Raw genomic sequence first — 14,819 nt, 5'->3', positions numbered from 1 at the left:
ATGCTAGTTTCCCATCTAGGGAATGGGCTCAGAGACCTGCCAAAAGATGGCGAATTTGCCGATGACGCAAATTTAATATCTGCAGCAGTGGGTATGAGATAGGGTTTTTCGAGAACCGGCCAACGGTCCTGTCAGGACCGGGCTGCCGGGCAACCAACGGGAATCGACCATGTCGGACCTAGACCGCAACTATGCTTCACCCTTTGGCCGGGTGGCCGGGCGCGCCGATGCCGCGACCGTCGACGCCGGTCTGCGCGCCTACATGCTGCGCATCTACAATTACATGAGCATCGGCCTGGCCATCACCGGCCTTGCGGCACTGGGCGTCTACATGGCGTCGGTGACCGGCGATCCGGCGGCCGGCGTGTTCAAGTTCGGTAACGCCTATCTGACGCAGTTCGGCTACGCGATGTTCGTGAGCCCGCTGAAGTGGCTGTTCATCCTGGCCCCCCTGGTCATGGTGTTCGCGATCTCGGCCGGCATCAACCGCTTGGCGCCGTCGACCGCACAGATCCTGTTCTGGGTGTTCTCGGCCTTGATGGGCATCTCGCTGTCGTCGATCTTCTTGGTGTACACCCACACCTCGATCGTGCGGGTGTTCTTCATCACCGCGGCGACGTTCGGCGCGCTGAGCCTCTACGGCTACACGACCAAGCGTGACATGACGGGCATGGGCTCGTTCCTGTTCATGGGCCTGATCGGCATCGTGCTGGCGAGCCTCGTGAACCTGTTCCTGGCGAGCTCGATGCTGCAGTTCATCGTCTCGGTGATCGGCGTGTTCGTGTTCGCCGGCCTGACCGCCTGGGACACGCAGCGTCTGAAGAACGAGTACATCTACGGCTACGCTTCCGCGGGCGGCGACATCGCGGAGCGCGCGGCAATCACCGGCGCCCTGTCGCTGTACTTGAACTTCATCAACCTGTTCACGCTGCTGCTGCAGTTGCTCGGACAGCGCGACTGATCCAACCGCTCGAACGAGCGACCTTCGAAGCCCCGGCCTCACCGCCGGGGCTTTTCGTTTGCGCAAACCCCGATTGCGACCGGCGCAAAGCCGCAGCGGCAGCCATGCCGCGAGGCCGGATTGATCGCCGCGTCCGCCTGGGTATGCTTCCCCCCTATGTCCGACATTGAAATCCGGCCCACCCAGGAGGCCGACCTTCCCGCCATCACCGCCATCTACGGCCAAGCCGTCCGCGAGGGCACGGCCACCTTCGAGCTCGACCCTCCGGATCTGGCGGAGATGACGCGCCGCTTCCGGGCGCTCCGCGACGGCGGCTTCCCCTATTTCGCTGCCCTGCTGGACGGAGAGGTGGTGGGCTATGCCTATGCCGGGCCCTACCGGCCCCGCCCTGCCTATCGCTTCACGGTGGAGAACTCGGTCTATCTCGCTCCCGCCAGCCAGCGTCGCGGCATCGGGATGCGCCTGATGCGGCGGCTGATCGACGCCTGTGAGGAGGGAGGCTTTCGCCAGATGATCGCCGTCATCGGCGACTCCGCCAATTCCGGCTCGGTCGGGCTGCATACCGCCTGCGGCTTCCAGATGATCGGCACCCACCCGAGCGTCGGCCTGAAATTCGGCCGCTGGCTCGATACTGTGATGATGCAGCGCCCGCTCGGGGCCGGGAGCAGCGACGTCCCGGCGTAAGGCAACGCCAATCGGAATGTCATGATCAAGCCGGAGCGCGTGGGATCAGACCAGGGCTGGTTTGGGCGCGATCACCAGCAGCACGCGCTCGAGCTCGTGGCCGCGGCGCAGGATCAGCCCGGTGGCCGAGATCACGCTGTACATGCCCTGCTTGCGTGCGAGACGCGGATCCTTCTCGATGCGGTAGATCGGCACCTCGGACGCCCGGCGAAACACGGAGAAGACGGCCCGGTCACGCAGGAAGTCGATTGAATAGTCGCGCCACTCACCGTCGGCGACCATGCGGCCGTAGAGGTTCAGGATGCGGTTCAGCTCCAGGCGGTCGAACGTCACCCGGCTCGGCGCTGCGGCCGCACTGCGCGCCGCCGCGCGGTTCTCGCTGGGGTCGGCGTCCTCCGGCGTGAGGTTCATTGGCGTCCTCCTGTCATCCGTGTGACATGATCGCGCCATCCGGCAGAAGCCGCAAGGGGCCGTTTTCGTTGTTGAAGTTCGACCGAGCCTGCGAGGCCGTCGGTTCCGCGAACACGCAAGCGTCACGGGATCGTTAGCAGAATCATAATCGCGCCGTCTTTCCGCCCACCGACCGCCCCCGACCTTCGGCATAAGATTCGTGTGCGTTGGCCCGGTCCTTTCGGTTCCGGATTCCTCAGCCCCCAGCCCCCCGGGGTCGTCAGGATCGGGTCTATTCACAAGTAAGGCAAAGGGCCAACGCAAGTTGGTCCTTTTGCTTTTCTGGCGTGAGCTGCGCGTAAGATTGTCGGGACACGCCGTCGCACGGACGTGACGCGCCCAACGCAGGTCAGCGAAAACGAAGATCAGGACGACGGAAGATCAGCGCTCGGGACCGCGCGCTGTTGCTGAAGCCCGTCCGCCCAACGGCAACTCGGAAAAGGCGGCCCCGAGCATCGGCCCAGGGCGGTCGCGACTGCCGTCCTGCACATAGACGACGGTGCCATCGACGCCCTCGCGGGCGATCTTCTCCAGCGGCACGCTCCATCTGACCGGCGACCCATTCCAGTCACCCAGCTTCTGAAGCCCGCGAACGACGTTGTAATAGGTCAGATCACGGCCGCTGTTCTCGCCGCGGCCGACCGAGATCGGGACCACCCGCGAGATCGAGCAGACCCAGACCTCGCCGTGCTTGCGCGGCATCTGGTCGTTGGCCGCGGCCACGGAGACAGTAAGGTCCTGGCCGTCGACCGACAGCCTCACCGGCACCGACATCACGCTGCCACCCTGGACGGTCTCCTCGATGGCGCCCTCGATCGCCTCGCGGTCGCTGCCGATCACATGCACGGAGCCGTTGACCACCGCCTGCGGCGTATAGACCTCGCGGTCGCCGCGCGCACGAGAATAGGCCCGCTGCCGGGCCGTGAAGCGGGAGTCGGCCAGCGTGTCCTTCCAGCCGAGATAGTCCCAGTAGTCTATCGGCAGGGACAGCGCGATGACCGAAGGATCTCTGGCGAGCTCGCCGAGGATCTTGTCAGCCGGCGGGCAGGACGAACAGCCTTGCGAGGTGAAGAGTTCGATCACCGCACGGGGATCGGACGCAGCGGGCCGGACGAAAGCGATGACCGCACAGACACTCAGCGCTGCGCGCGACCACCACGACATCTGTCCACTCATCGCCACTGTCCCGTCTGGACCACCGTCCGCTGCGCCCTGTGCATCACTGCATCCGCGATGCCGTCCTCGTAGTTAACAAACCGAAAATGCAAAAGAGGCGGCCTTTGTCATAGGCCGCCTCCTTCATCACCCGCTACTCACTTCAGAGTGAGCCAAACTGTCGCATCGCGCGTTGGTTAAGCGGCGAGCTTGCGCAGCACGTAGTGCAGGATGCCGCCGTTGCGGTAGTAGTCGAGCTCGTCGAGCGTATCGATCCGGCAGAGCAGCGGCACCTGCTGCGCCGCACCGTCGGCCGAGACGATCTCGGCGGTCAGGGTTTGGCGCGGCTTCAGGTCGCCCTGCAGGCCCTTGATGGTAACCTTCTCGTCGCCCTTGAGGCCGAGCGAGGACCAGGACGTGCCTTCCTGGAAGGTGAGCGGCAGCACGCCCATACCCACCAGATTGGAGCGATGGATGCGCTCGAAGCTCTGGCAGATCACGGCACGGACGCCCAGCAGCCGGGTACCTTTGGCGGCCCAGTCGCGCGACGAACCGTTGCCGTATTCGGCGCCGGCGAACACCACCAGCGGCACGCCCTCTTCCTGATACTTCATCGCGGCGTCGTAGATCGACATCTGCTCGCCGTCGGGCCAGTGCTTGGTCAGGCCGCCCTCGGGAATGTTGCCGTCGGCACCCTTGAGCATGAAGTTCTTGATGCGGATGTTGGCGAAGGTGCCGCGCATCATGATCTCGTGATTGCCGCGGCGCGTGCCATACTGGTTGAAGTCCGCCGGGCGGACCTGGTGTTCGCTAAGGAACTTGCCGGCAGGCGAAGTCAGCTTGATCGAACCGGCCGGCGAGATGTGGTCGGTCGTGATCTTGTCGCCGAACAGCGCCAGCACGCGGGCCTCGACGATGTCCTTGATCGGCTCGGGCTCCTTCTTCATGCCCTCGAAATACGGCGGGTTCTGCACGTAGGTCGACGACATGTTCCAGCGATAGGTCTCGCTCTCGACCGTCTTGATCTTGCGCCAGTTGGTGTCGCCCTTGAACACGTCGGCGTAGCGCTTCTTGAAGATCGACGCCTTGACGAACTTCTTGACGAAGTCGTTGACCTCCTTGGTCGTCGGCCAGATGTCCTTCAGGTAGACCGGCTTCTTGTCCTTGCCGATGCCGATCGGCTCGACCGAAAGATCCTTGGTCACGGTGCCGGCCAGCGCATAGGCCACGACCAGCGGCGGCGAGGCCAGATAGTTGGCCTGCACGTCCGGCGAGACGCGGCCTTCGAAGTTGCGGTTACCCGACAGCACGGCCGCCGCGACCACGCCGTTGTCGTTGATCGACTTCGAGATCTCCTCCGGCAGCGGGCCGGAATTGCCGATGCAGGTGGTGCAGCCGAATCCGACGAGGTTGAAGCCGACCTTGTCGAGGTCCTTCTGCAGGCCCGAGTTGGCAAGGTATTCGGCAACCACCTGACTGCCGGGAGCGAGGGAGGTCTTCACCCACGGCTTGGCCTTGAGGCCCTTGGCGGCGGCGTTGCGGGCCAAGAGGCCGGCGCCGATCAGCACGCTCGGATTCGAGGTGTTGGTGCAGGAGGTGATGGCGGCGATGACGACGTCGCCATGGCCGATGTCGAAGTCCTTGCCCTCGACCGGGAAGCGCTGCGCAGCGTCGGGCTTCTTGTACTCCCCAGCCAGCGCGGTCGCGAAGCCTTCGGCCACCGCCGGCAGCGCGATGCGGCCTTCGGGACGCTTCGGACCGGCCATCGACGGCACGACGTCGGCGAGATCGAGGGTCAGCGTCTGCGTGAACACCGGGTCCGGCGACTTGGCAGTGCGGAACAGACCCTGCGCCTTGGCATAGGCCTCGACCAGCGCGACGCGCGGCGCCTTGCGACCCGAGGTCTTGAGATAGTCGATGGTGGCGGCGTCAACCGGGAAGAAGCCGCAGGTCGCGCCGTATTCCGGAGCCATGTTGGCAATGGTCGACTTGTCGGCGACCGAGAGATGGTCGAGGCCGGGGCCGAAGAACTCGACGAACTTGCCGACCACGCCGAGCTTGCGCAGCATCTGGGTGACGGTCAGCACGAGATCCGTCGCGGTGACGCCTTCCTTCAGCGCGCCGGTCAGCTTGAAGCCGACGACGTCTGGCAGCAGCATCGACAGCGGCTGGCCGAGCATGCAGGCCTCGGCCTCGATGCCGCCAACGCCCCAGCCGAGCACGGCGAGACCATTGACCATGGTGGTGTGGGAGTCAGTGCCGACCAGCGAATCCGGATAGGCGACCTCGAAGGTGCCCTTGGTGCGGCCGACCGTCATCTTCTCCTTCTTGGTCCAGACCGTCTGCGCCAGGTATTCGAGGTTGACCTGGTGGCAGATGCCGGTGCCGGGCGGCACGACGGAGAAGTTCGAGAACGCCTTTTGGCCCCATTTCAGGAATTCGTAACGCTCCTGGTTCTGCTTGTACTCCTCGGCGACGTTCTTGCCGAACGCCTTGTTGTCACCGAAGTAGTTCACGATCACCGAGTGGTCGATGACGAGATCGACCGGCACCAGCGGGTTGATCTTCTCGGCATCGCCGCCCAGCTTCTGCATCGCGTTGCGCATCGCCGCGAGGTCGACCACCGCCGGCACGCCGGTGAAATCCTGCATCAGCACGCGCGCCGGGCGGAAGGCGATCTCATGCTCCAGCGACTTCTTGCGCAGCCATTTGGACACCGCGACGATGTCGTCCTTGGTGACGGTGCGGCCGTCCTCGTTGCGCAGCAGGTTCTCGAGCAGCACCTTCATCGAATACGGCAGCTTGGAGATGTCCTTGAGACCGTTCTTCTCGGCTGTGGGCAAGCTGTAATAGATGTAGCTCTTCGTTCCGACCTTGAGGGTCTTGCGACACTTGAAGCTGTCGAGCGAGGTCATGCGTGGAAATCCCAATTGATCTGTATACCCGGAGGGGGTATTTAAGAACCGTCAGCGCGAGGCGCCGAATGGCTTGCAGCGGGCGATTGTGTGCTGCATCAAGGTCGGGCTTATAGAAGCTTTCTAACTGCGCCGCCACAGAGACAAGCAAGTCCCGACGTGGCATCACCCACAAATTCTTACGCGCTAGCCATCAATTCCCTAGGGGCTGTCACGACGGGCCATGCAGGCGACTTCAACATTGTCTCCGAAGCTGTTCGGCCGCGACGTCAGGTGCGTGCGCGGCGGCCGCGAGGTGTTCGCAGGACTAGCCTTCGAAGCGGTCGCGGGCGAGGCGCTGGCAGTGACCGGACACAATGGTGCGGGCAAGACATCGCTGCTGCGGCTGATTGCCGGCCTGCTGCTGCCGGCGGGCGGATCGATCGCCATCGAGGGCGGTGAGAGCGAGCTCACGGTGCCCGAGCAGGCGCATTATCTCGGCCACCGCGACGCGCTGAAGCCGGCGCTCAGCGTGCGCGAAAACCTGACCTTCTGGGCCGAATTCCTCGGCGGCGGCATCACGCGGCCGATCCCCGACTGCCTCGCGGCCGTCGGCATCGCCCACGCCATCGACCTGCCTGCCGCCTATCTGTCCGCCGGCCAGCGCCGCCGGCTGTCGCTGGCCCGCCTGCTCGCGGTGCCCCGCCTGCTCTGGCTGCTCGATGAACCGACCGCGGCGCTCGACGTCGCGGGACAGGCGATGTTCGCGGGGCTGATGCGGGAGCATCTCGCCGGGGGTGGGCTGATTGTCGCGGCGACGCACGGCCCGCTCGGCATCGACACACGCGAGCTGCGGATCGGGGAGGCTCGATGATTCCCTCTCGCCTCTTCGCAGTCCCACCCACCGCTCTCTCCGTTCCGGCCCCCCTAGGTCAGGGAGGGGGGCGCCCCACGACGCGCTCTAACTTGTTTGACGAGATTCGGTCGCACCAACCAACGTCCCATCGGCGCGCCGACCCCTCCCCCCTGCGGGGAGGAGCCGGCGGTCCGCAACGGCAGCGTCGCCTGGAGCCACCCCCCTCCCCAGCCCTCCCCCATCTCCCCCACAAGGGGGGACGGAGCGCAGTTTGCGGGTCGAGGGAGCGCGGCTCACCATCTGCCATCAAGCAATCAGCCGAGGCCCTATCCGCATGACCGCCCTCGGTGCCCTCATCCGCCGCGACATCAGAATCGCGCTGCGTATCGGCGGCGGCGCGTTGATCGGCGTGCTGTTCTTTCTTACCGTCGTGGTGCTGATGCCATTCGCGGTCGGGCCGGATCTGGCGCTGCTGACCCGGCTCGGCCCCGCCATCCTCTGGCTCGGTGCCCTGCTCTCCAGCCTGCTCACCCTGGACCGGCTGTTCACCGCCGACCACGAGGACGGCTCGCTCGACCTGGTCGTGATGAGCCGGACACCGCTGGAGCTGGCCTGCGCCGCCAAGGCGCTGGCGCATTGGCTCGCCGCCGGCCTGCCGCTGGTGATCGCGACGCCCGTGCTGGGCCTGCTGCTCAACCTCGACGCCACAGCGACCGGCGCCGTCGCGCTGACGTTATTGGCGGGCACGCCTGCCCTGACCTTCATCGGCATGATCGGTGCAGCACTGGCTGTGACGATGCACCGCGGCGGGCTGCTGCTGGCGGTCTTGGTGCTGCCACTTTCGATCCCAGTGCTGATCTTCGGCGTCGCGGCGTCGCAGGCGGCCATCGTCGGCCCGCTGCCGTTCGGGGCGCCGTTCTCGATCCTGTGCGCATTGTCGCTGGTGAGTTTCGTGATCGGCCCGTTCGCCGCTGCGACAAGCTTGCGGAACGGGCTGGATTGACCACCGCCCGCCGGGGTTTGACCATGATCAACTCTTACCTAGCGGCGCTGTGCTGATTGCCTGCAACCGCTTCCGCCTTTAACAAGGGTCTCATGTCGCTGATCGACCTCGCCAATCCCACCCGGTTCCTTGCGCTGGCGGCGCGGCTGCTGCCGTGGCTGGCGCTGGTCACGGCCGCGCTGCTGGCTACCGGCCTGTACCTCTCCGTGCTGGCGCCCGACGACTATCAGCAGGGCGCGACCGTCAAGATCATGTTCATCCACGTGCCCAATGCCTGGCTGTCGATGTTCGTCTGGAGCATCATGAGCATCGCCTCGCTCGGCACCTTGGTGTGGCGGCATCCGCTCGCCGACGTCGCTGCCAAGGCCGCCGCCCCGATCGGCGCCAGCTTCACGTTCCTCGCTCTCCTCACCGGCTCGCTGTGGGGCCGGCCGATGTGGGGCACCTATTGGGAGTGGGATGCGCGGCTGACCTCGGTGCTGATCCTGTTCCTGATGTATCTCGGCCTGATGGCGCTGTGGCGCGCGGTCGAGGATCCGACCCGCGCCGCCCGCGCTGCCGCCGTACTGACGCTGGTTGGCGCGATCAACCTGCCGATCATCAAGTTCTCCGTCGACTGGTGGAACACGCTGCATCAACCGGCGTCGGTGATGCGAATGGGCGGTCCGGCGCTCGACAAATCATTCCTGATCCCGCTGCTGGTGATGGCCGTCGGGTTCTCGTTCCTGTTCATTACCCTGCATGTCGCGGCGATGCGCAACGAGATCCTGCGCCGGCGCGTCCGCAGCCTGCAGATGATGCAGGCCCGCGCCTACACCACGGCCGCACCAGCCGACGATGCGGCAGGCCAGATCGCGGGAGCGGCTTGACATGGACCTTGGCCCCTATACCTCCTTCATCGCGACCTCCTATCTTGCAGCGGCGCTGGTCGTGATGCTGCTGATCGGCTGGATCGCCATCGACTACCGCACCCAGAAGGCGCGCTTGCGCGCGCTCGAGGACAGCGGCATCAGCCGTCGTTCCGGCCGCGCCGCGACGGATATCCAATGATCGAACAGGCTGCGACAGAGCCGGCGCCGCGGCGCCGCTCATTCCTCATGCTGCTGCCGCTCGTGGTGTTCCTCGGGCTGGCGGCGCTGTTCTGGTCGCGCCTCGGCAACGGCGACCCGTCGCGCATTCCATCCGCGCTGATCGGCCGCCCCGCGCCGGCCACGCCGCTGCCGGCGCTGCCGGAACTGGCGAGGGACGGCACGCCGGTGCCCGGCCTCGACCCGGCTGCGCTCAAGGGCAAGGTCAGTATCATCAATGTCTGGGCATCGTGGTGCGTGCCCTGCCACGACGAGGCGCCGCTGCTGGTCGAGCTCGGCCGCGACAAGCGCTTCCAGATCATCGGCATCAACTACAAGGACGGCGCCGACAACGCCCGCCGCTTCCTCGGCCGCTACGGCAACCCTTATGACGTCGTCGGCGTCGACGGCAACGGCCGCGCCGGCATCGAATGGGGCGTCTATGGCGTGCCCGAGACCTTCGTCGTCGGCCGCGAGGGCACCATCGTCTACAAGCTGGTCGGCCCGATCACGGCGCAGAACATCGATGCGGTGTTGAAACCGGAAATCGAGAAGGCGCTGAAGGCGGGTTCGTAAGCCTCGCGCAGCCATCGGAGCTTCAGCGGCAAACACGCTCCTCTCTCTGCGTCGTCATTCCGGGGCGGCGCGAAGCGACGAGCCCGGAATCCATACTCACGAGCGGTCGTTTGGCGAAGACGGGCGCCACAGCCATCTCGCGTCACACGCCTTGTCGTGGTTATGGATTCCGGGCTCACGCCGCTGCGCGGCGCGCCCCGGAATGACGGCGCGGAGAACCTCGAAGCGAAGCAATCCGGAGCACCTACGGGCCTTGGATTGCTTCGTCGCTACGCTCCTCGCGATGACCGCGTTCGGGGCAGCTACCCCTTGCTCACATCCCCTTCCGCCGCATCGCTGGCTTCGAGCGACGCCGGGTCCTGGTGGTAGCGCTTGATCAGCGGCATCTGGGCGATGGCGAAGATCATGGTCAGCGGCACGACGCCGAACGCCTTGAAGCCGACCCAGAAATCGGTGCTCTGCGTGCGCCAGATGATCTCGTTCAGCACCGCCATCGCGGCAAAGAACAACGCCCAGCGGAAGGTGAGGATGCGCCAGCCCGCGGGCGTCAGATTGAACATCTGATCGAACATGATCGCGATGAAGGAGCGATTGAACAGCAGCCCGCCACCGAGCACGGCCGCGAACAGTCCGTAGATGATGGTCGGCTTGACCTTGATGAAGGTCTCGTCGTGCAGCACCAGGGTCAGCGTGCCGAACACGATGACGACGACGGCGGTCACCAGCGCCATCAGCGGGACGTGCCGCGTCACGACATAGGACGCGATCAGCGCCGCGATGATCGCGACCATGAACGCGCCGGTCGCCGCGAACAGGTTGAACTTGGCATTGACCACGAAGAAGATGATCAGCGGGCCGAGCTCGGTCGCGAGCTTGAACAGCGGGTGCGGCTGGGTCTTGTCCATTCCATGTCCTGTTGGCTGCAGCCACGGCAGCGGTTGATCCGGTCGTCTCGATCTGGCGGTGGGCCGGAGCCCGAGCGTGGCGACGTCAATCCTCGATGCCGGCGATCGCCCGCGCAAAATCTCTCGCGGCGAACGGTGAGAGATCATCGACCCCCTCGCCGACGCCGATGAAGTGCACCGGCAGCTTGAACTTCTCCGACAGCGCCACGAGGATGCCGCCGCGCGCCGTACCGTCGAGCTTGGTCATCACGAGGCCGGTGACGCCTGCCGTACGATGAAACGCCTCGACCTGCGACAGCGCATTTTGTCCCACCGTCGCGTCGAGCACGAGCAGCACCGCATGCGGCGCCGACGCGTCGACCTTGCGAATGACACGCACCACCTTTTCGAGCTCGTTCATCAGCTCGGCCTTGTTCTGCAAACGGCCGGCAGTATCGATCAGCAGGATGTCGCGGCCCTGCTCCTTTGCCGCGGTGATGGCGGTGAACGCAAGGCTGGCGGAGTCCGAGCCCTGCGCGCCGGCGATCACCGGCGCCTTGGTGCGCTCGCCCCAGACCTTGAGCTGCTCGATCGCGGCGGCACGGAACGTGTCGCCCGCGGCCAGCATCACCTGCCTGCCTTCGGAGGCGAATTTCTGCGCCAGCTTGCCGATCGTGGTCGTCTTGCCGGAGCCGTTGACGCCGACGACGAGAATGACGAACGGTTTGTGGCCCGGCGCGATCTCGAGCGGCTTCGCCACCGGCGACAGCACCTTCTCGACCTCGGTCGCGACGACCGCCTTGACCTCGTCGGCGCTGATCGTCTTGTCGTAGCGGCCGGTCCCGACGGCGTCGGCGATTCGCGCGGCGACCTGGGTGCCGAGATCGGCGCGCAGCAGCACGTCCTCGATGTCGTCGAGCATCGCGCGGTCGAGCTTGCGCTTGGTGACGAGATCGGCGACGGCCGTGCCGAGCGCGCCGGAGGTGCGTTTCAGGCCGGCCGACAGCCGCCGCCACCACGACAGCTTGGGTGTTTCCGAGGTGGTATCGTTCATGGCGTGGTGTTAGCCCTTTCCATTCGCAAACGAAAGCTCACACCCGCGTTACGGTTTCCATGGACATTAACCAACCCACCGACGAGGAAATGCTCGCCCGCGTGCTCCACCGCGACGGGCTGATGCTGGTGATCGACAAGCCGGCCGGCATTCCCGTGCACAAGGGACCGAAGGGCGGACCGAACCTCGAAGCCTCGTTCGACGCGCTGCGCTTCGGCCTGCCGCGCCCGCCGGTGCTGGCGCATCGGCTGGACAAGGAAACCTCGGGCTGTCTGGTGCTCGGCCGTCATCGCAAGGCAACGGCGTCGCTCGGGCTTTTGTTCAAGCATGGCAAGATTTCGAAGACCTATTGGGCCGTCGTCGAAGGCGGACCTGACGCTGACGAGGGCGTGATCGAGCTCCCGCTCGGCAAGCTGAACGCCGAGCGCGGCTGGTGGCAGAAGCCGGATCCGAACGGGCAGCCAGCGGTGACGAAATGGCGGGTGCTGGGGAGGTCGTACTCTCTTGCCAGTCTATCCCTGAACTCCCCTCCCACTCGTGGCAACGACTCCCCTCCCCCTTGCGGGGAGGGGTCGGGGGTGGGGGTCCCCACGGGCAGTGTCGCTTGGAGCCACCCCCCTCCCCAACCCTCCCCCACAAGGGGGGAGGGAGCGCAGCTGCCAACCGGAGAGGGAGAGTCGGTGCACTCCAATCGCAGTCCGCGACTCACTTGGCTGGCGATGGAACCGGTCACCGGCCGCACGCATCAACTGCGCGTGCATTCGGCAGCGTCGGGATGGCCGATCGTCGGTGACAACATCTATGGCAACGGCCCGCGCTTCGGCGAGCCGCGGCTGCATCTGCACGCACGCGAGATTTCGATTCCGCTGTCGAAAAACAAGCCACCGGTACACGTGGTGGCGCCGGCGCCGGTGCACATGCATGAGCGGCTGAAGATGTGCGGGTGGAACGGGGCGTGAGCCCATCTCTTTCCGCACCGTCATGGCCGGGCGAAGTCCCGGCCATCCACGTCTTAGTTCTTGGGGACAGCGTGGATGCCCGGGTCAAGCCCGGGCATGACGGAATTCTGGACTAACAGCCGGGCCCCATGATGCCCCGTGATCGTGAGCCGCTGCACGGTGCCTGGCAACGCAGTGGTCGTGGCGACCGGCAGATAATGCTCCGTCCGTCCCTGGGTCTCACTCTCGATCAGCACCTCACGCTGACAGCCGATCTCCTGCTCCAACCGCAGGCGTAACGCCGCCTCGCCCACCGCCCGCAATCGCCGCGCGCGATCGCGGATGACGGCGCCATCCACCTGCGGCATGCGCGCGGCCGGCGTGCCCGGCCGCGGCGAATAGGGAAAGACGTGCAGGAAGGTTAGCCCGCATTCCTCGACGAGATCGAGCGAGCGCGCGAACATCTCCTCGGTCTCGGTCGGAAATCCCGCGATCAGATCGGCGCCAAGCGCGATGTCCGGCCGCAGCCGGCGCACCTGAGCACAGAATGCGATGGCATCGGCGCGCGCATGCCGTCGCTTCATGCGCTTCAGGATCAGATCGTCACCCGCCTGCAGCGACAGATGCAGATGCGGCATCAGCCTGGCATCATCCGCGAGCGCATCGAGCAGGTCGGCATCGGCCTCGATCGAATCGATCGAGGAGATGCGCAGGCGTCTCAACTCCGGCACGTGGCGCAGGATCTGCTTCACAAGCCGGCCGAGCTTCGGCGTGCCGGGCAGGCCGGCGCCATAGCTCGTCAGGTCGACGCCGGTGAGCACGATCTCGGCATGGCCACGATCGGCCAGCGCGCGGACCTGATCCACCACAGCGCCCATCGGCACCGAGCGCGAATTGCCGCGACCGAACGGGATGATGCAGAAGGTGCAGCGATGATCGCAGCCGTTCTGCACCTGCACGAACACGCGCGGCAGGCCGCGCTGGAAGCCGTCGACCAGATGCGGCGCCATCTCCATCACCGCCATGATGTCGGAGACGGCCACCTTCTCGGACGCATCGATGCCGAACCGTGGCACCGCCAACGCCTGTGTCGTCGCACGCCACGCATCGGGCCGCAGCTTGTCGTCATTGCCGATGACGCGGTCGACCTCGGGCATGGCAGCGAACATGCCGGCCTGCGTCTGCGCGGCGCAGCCGGTCACGACGATGCGAGCCGCGGGGCGCTCGCGCTTCAATTTGCGGATCGACTGCCGGGCCTGCGCCACCGCCTCGTTGGTGACGGCACAGCTGTTGATGACGATGGTGTCGTCGGCACCGGCCGCCTCGGCATGTTTCGCGATCAGCTCGGATTCGAACGCGTTGAGGCGGCAGCCGAAGGTAACGACGTCGACGCTCATGCGACGCTGGCGAACATCGACGGCTCGAACCGTCCCTCGAACTCGAACGTCGCGGTGCCCGTCATCAGCACGTGATCGTCGCGCTCGCGCCACTCGATCGTGAGCTCGCCGCCGGGCAGCGTCATCTGCACGATCCGGTTGGCACGCTTCAGCCTGACGGCCGCGACCGCTGTCGCACAGGCCGCCGAACCGCAGGCCTTGGTCAGCCCCGCGCCGCGCTCCCAGGTGCGCATCGTGATGTGGTCGCGATCGACGATGTGGGCGAGTGTGATGTTGGCCCGCTCCGGGAAGATCGGATGGTTCTCCAGCAGCGGCCCGAAGCGCTCCAGATCATAGGCGTTGACGTCCTCGACCCAGAACACCGCGTGCGGATTGCCCATGTTGACGACCGAGGGCGAATGCAGGATCGGCGCGTCGATCGGTCCGATCTGCAGCTCGATGTAGCGGGTGTCGCGGAACTCCTCGGCGAGAGGAATGTCCTGCCAGCCGAACTTCGGCGCGCCCATGTCGACGGTGTAGAGGTCGGGCGCCGGCCCCTGCCAGCAGTTCAACAACCCGGCGCGGGTCTCGAACGTCGCGCTGGTCTGGCCCGTCTTGCCGAACACCTGGCGCACCACGCAGCGCATGCCGTTGCCGCAGGCGCCGGACTCCGATCCGTCATTGTTGTAGATGCGGATGAACGCTTCGGTGCCGTCGAGCCGCGGCGGCTGCAGCACCATCAGCTGATCGTAGGGCACCCGGGATGCCACCGCCCGCGCCTCGTCCGGCGTGACGACATGCTTCACGTCGCGCAGATCGACCACGACGATCTCGTTGCCGATCCCGTTCATCTTGACGAAGCTGTGGTTGGCCAGCGCGCTCATGAAAATATCCAAATTGTGTCCGCCTTATATGGCGAAT

15 protein-coding genes are annotated in these 14,819 nt (G+C 65.8%); 8 read left to right on the top strand and 7 right to left on the bottom strand.

The window, feature by feature from the left end; genetic code table 11:
* The first annotated feature begins 169 nt into the window (after positions 1-169).
* A complete protein-coding gene (locus tag ACQR0W_RS26665; RefSeq protein ID WP_250172563.1) occupies positions 170-961 on the top strand; it encodes a Bax inhibitor-1/YccA family protein in 792 nt (263 codons plus the stop codon).
* 156 nt (positions 962-1,117) lie between these two features.
* Positions 1,118-1,645, top strand: a complete 528-nt coding sequence (locus tag ACQR0W_RS26660; protein WP_315716183.1) for a GNAT family N-acetyltransferase — start codon at positions 1,118-1,120, stop codon at positions 1,643-1,645.
* 45 nt (positions 1,646-1,690) lie between these two features.
* Here ACQR0W_RS26660 and ACQR0W_RS26655 read toward each other — a convergent pair whose 3' ends face one another.
* The 3 genes from ACQR0W_RS26655 to acnA form a co-directional block, all read right to left on the bottom strand.
* Entirely contained in the window at positions 1,691-2,056 is a 366-nt protein-coding gene (locus tag ACQR0W_RS26655; RefSeq protein ID WP_315750627.1) for a DUF2794 domain-containing protein, read from the bottom strand.
* 420 nt (positions 2,057-2,476) lie between these two features.
* Positions 2,477-3,259: a DUF1223 domain-containing protein gene (locus ACQR0W_RS26650; RefSeq protein ID WP_315716182.1), complete on the bottom strand. Its 783-nt coding sequence runs from the start codon at positions 3,257-3,259 to the stop codon at positions 2,477-2,479.
* 188 nt (positions 3,260-3,447) lie between these two features.
* Positions 3,448-6,165 (bottom strand): aconitate hydratase AcnA, encoded by a 2,718-nt coding sequence (acnA, locus tag ACQR0W_RS26645; RefSeq protein ID WP_316169945.1) that lies wholly within the window; start codon positions 6,163-6,165, stop codon positions 3,448-3,450.
* Between the two features lie 223 nt (positions 6,166-6,388).
* On the opposite strand from acnA, the gene ccmA reads away from it, so the two are divergent.
* From ccmA to ACQR0W_RS26620, 5 genes are all read left to right on the top strand, one after another.
* The gene (gene ccmA / locus ACQR0W_RS26640) at positions 6,389-7,018 is read left to right on the top strand and encodes a heme ABC exporter ATP-binding protein CcmA (RefSeq protein WP_315715916.1); all 630 of its coding nucleotides are present in this window, start codon (positions 6,389-6,391) and stop codon (positions 7,016-7,018) included.
* Positions 7,019-7,334: 316 nt separating this feature from the next.
* Positions 7,335-8,003, top strand: a complete 669-nt coding sequence (gene ccmB / locus ACQR0W_RS26635; RefSeq protein WP_315740697.1) for a heme exporter protein CcmB — start codon at positions 7,335-7,337, stop codon at positions 8,001-8,003.
* Between the two features lie 92 nt (positions 8,004-8,095).
* Entirely contained in the window at positions 8,096-8,872 is a 777-nt protein-coding gene (locus tag ACQR0W_RS26630; RefSeq protein WP_316169946.1) for a heme ABC transporter permease, read from the top strand.
* A 1-nt stretch (position 8,873) separates the two neighbouring features.
* Positions 8,874-9,053, top strand: a complete 180-nt coding sequence (gene ccmD / locus ACQR0W_RS26625; protein ID WP_315715913.1) for a heme exporter protein CcmD — start codon at positions 8,874-8,876, stop codon at positions 9,051-9,053.
* On the top strand, positions 9,050-9,646 hold the full coding sequence (locus ACQR0W_RS26620) for a DsbE family thiol:disulfide interchange protein (protein ID WP_315750624.1): 597 nt from the start codon (positions 9,050-9,052) through the stop codon (positions 9,644-9,646). The genes ccmD and ACQR0W_RS26620 overlap by 4 nt, the downstream gene beginning before the upstream one ends.
* Positions 9,647-9,948: 302 nt before the next feature.
* On the opposite strand, the gene ACQR0W_RS26615 is transcribed toward ACQR0W_RS26620, so the two are convergent.
* Together ACQR0W_RS26615 and ftsY are read right to left on the bottom strand one after the other, a co-directional pair.
* Positions 9,949-10,551 (bottom strand): septation protein A, encoded by a 603-nt coding sequence (locus ACQR0W_RS26615; protein WP_315750623.1) that lies wholly within the window; start codon positions 10,549-10,551, stop codon positions 9,949-9,951.
* An 85-nt stretch (positions 10,552-10,636) separates the two neighbouring features.
* Positions 10,637-11,584 (bottom strand): signal recognition particle-docking protein FtsY, encoded by a 948-nt coding sequence (gene ftsY, locus ACQR0W_RS26610; protein ID WP_316169947.1) that lies wholly within the window; start codon positions 11,582-11,584, stop codon positions 10,637-10,639.
* Between the two features lie 59 nt (positions 11,585-11,643).
* On the opposite strand from ftsY, the gene ACQR0W_RS26605 reads away from it, so the two are divergent.
* On the top strand, positions 11,644-12,543 hold the full coding sequence (locus ACQR0W_RS26605; protein ID WP_315750621.1) for an RluA family pseudouridine synthase: 900 nt from the start codon (positions 11,644-11,646) through the stop codon (positions 12,541-12,543).
* A gap of 53 nt (positions 12,544-12,596) precedes the next feature.
* Here the strand turns inward: ACQR0W_RS26605 and mtaB are convergent, their stop codons facing one another.
* Together mtaB and dapF are read right to left on the bottom strand one after the other, a co-directional pair.
* Positions 12,597-13,919, bottom strand: coding sequence for a tRNA (N(6)-L-threonylcarbamoyladenosine(37)-C(2))-methylthiotransferase MtaB (mtaB, locus tag ACQR0W_RS26600; protein WP_316169948.1), 1,323 nt, complete (start codon positions 13,917-13,919; stop codon positions 12,597-12,599).
* Positions 13,916-14,782, bottom strand: coding sequence for a diaminopimelate epimerase (gene dapF / locus ACQR0W_RS26595; RefSeq protein WP_316169949.1), 867 nt, complete (start codon positions 14,780-14,782; stop codon positions 13,916-13,918). The genes mtaB and dapF overlap by 4 nt, the downstream gene beginning before the upstream one ends.
* Positions 14,783-14,819 lie beyond the last annotated feature (37 nt).

It is taken from the genome of Bradyrhizobium sp. HKCCYLRH1034 (assembly GCF_051168375.1).
In the GTDB taxonomy this organism is placed as follows: Bacteria; Pseudomonadota; Alphaproteobacteria; order Rhizobiales; family Xanthobacteraceae; genus Bradyrhizobium.
Note: the sequence above shows the minus strand (reverse complement) of the source record. Positions and strands in the feature narration are given on the sequence as shown.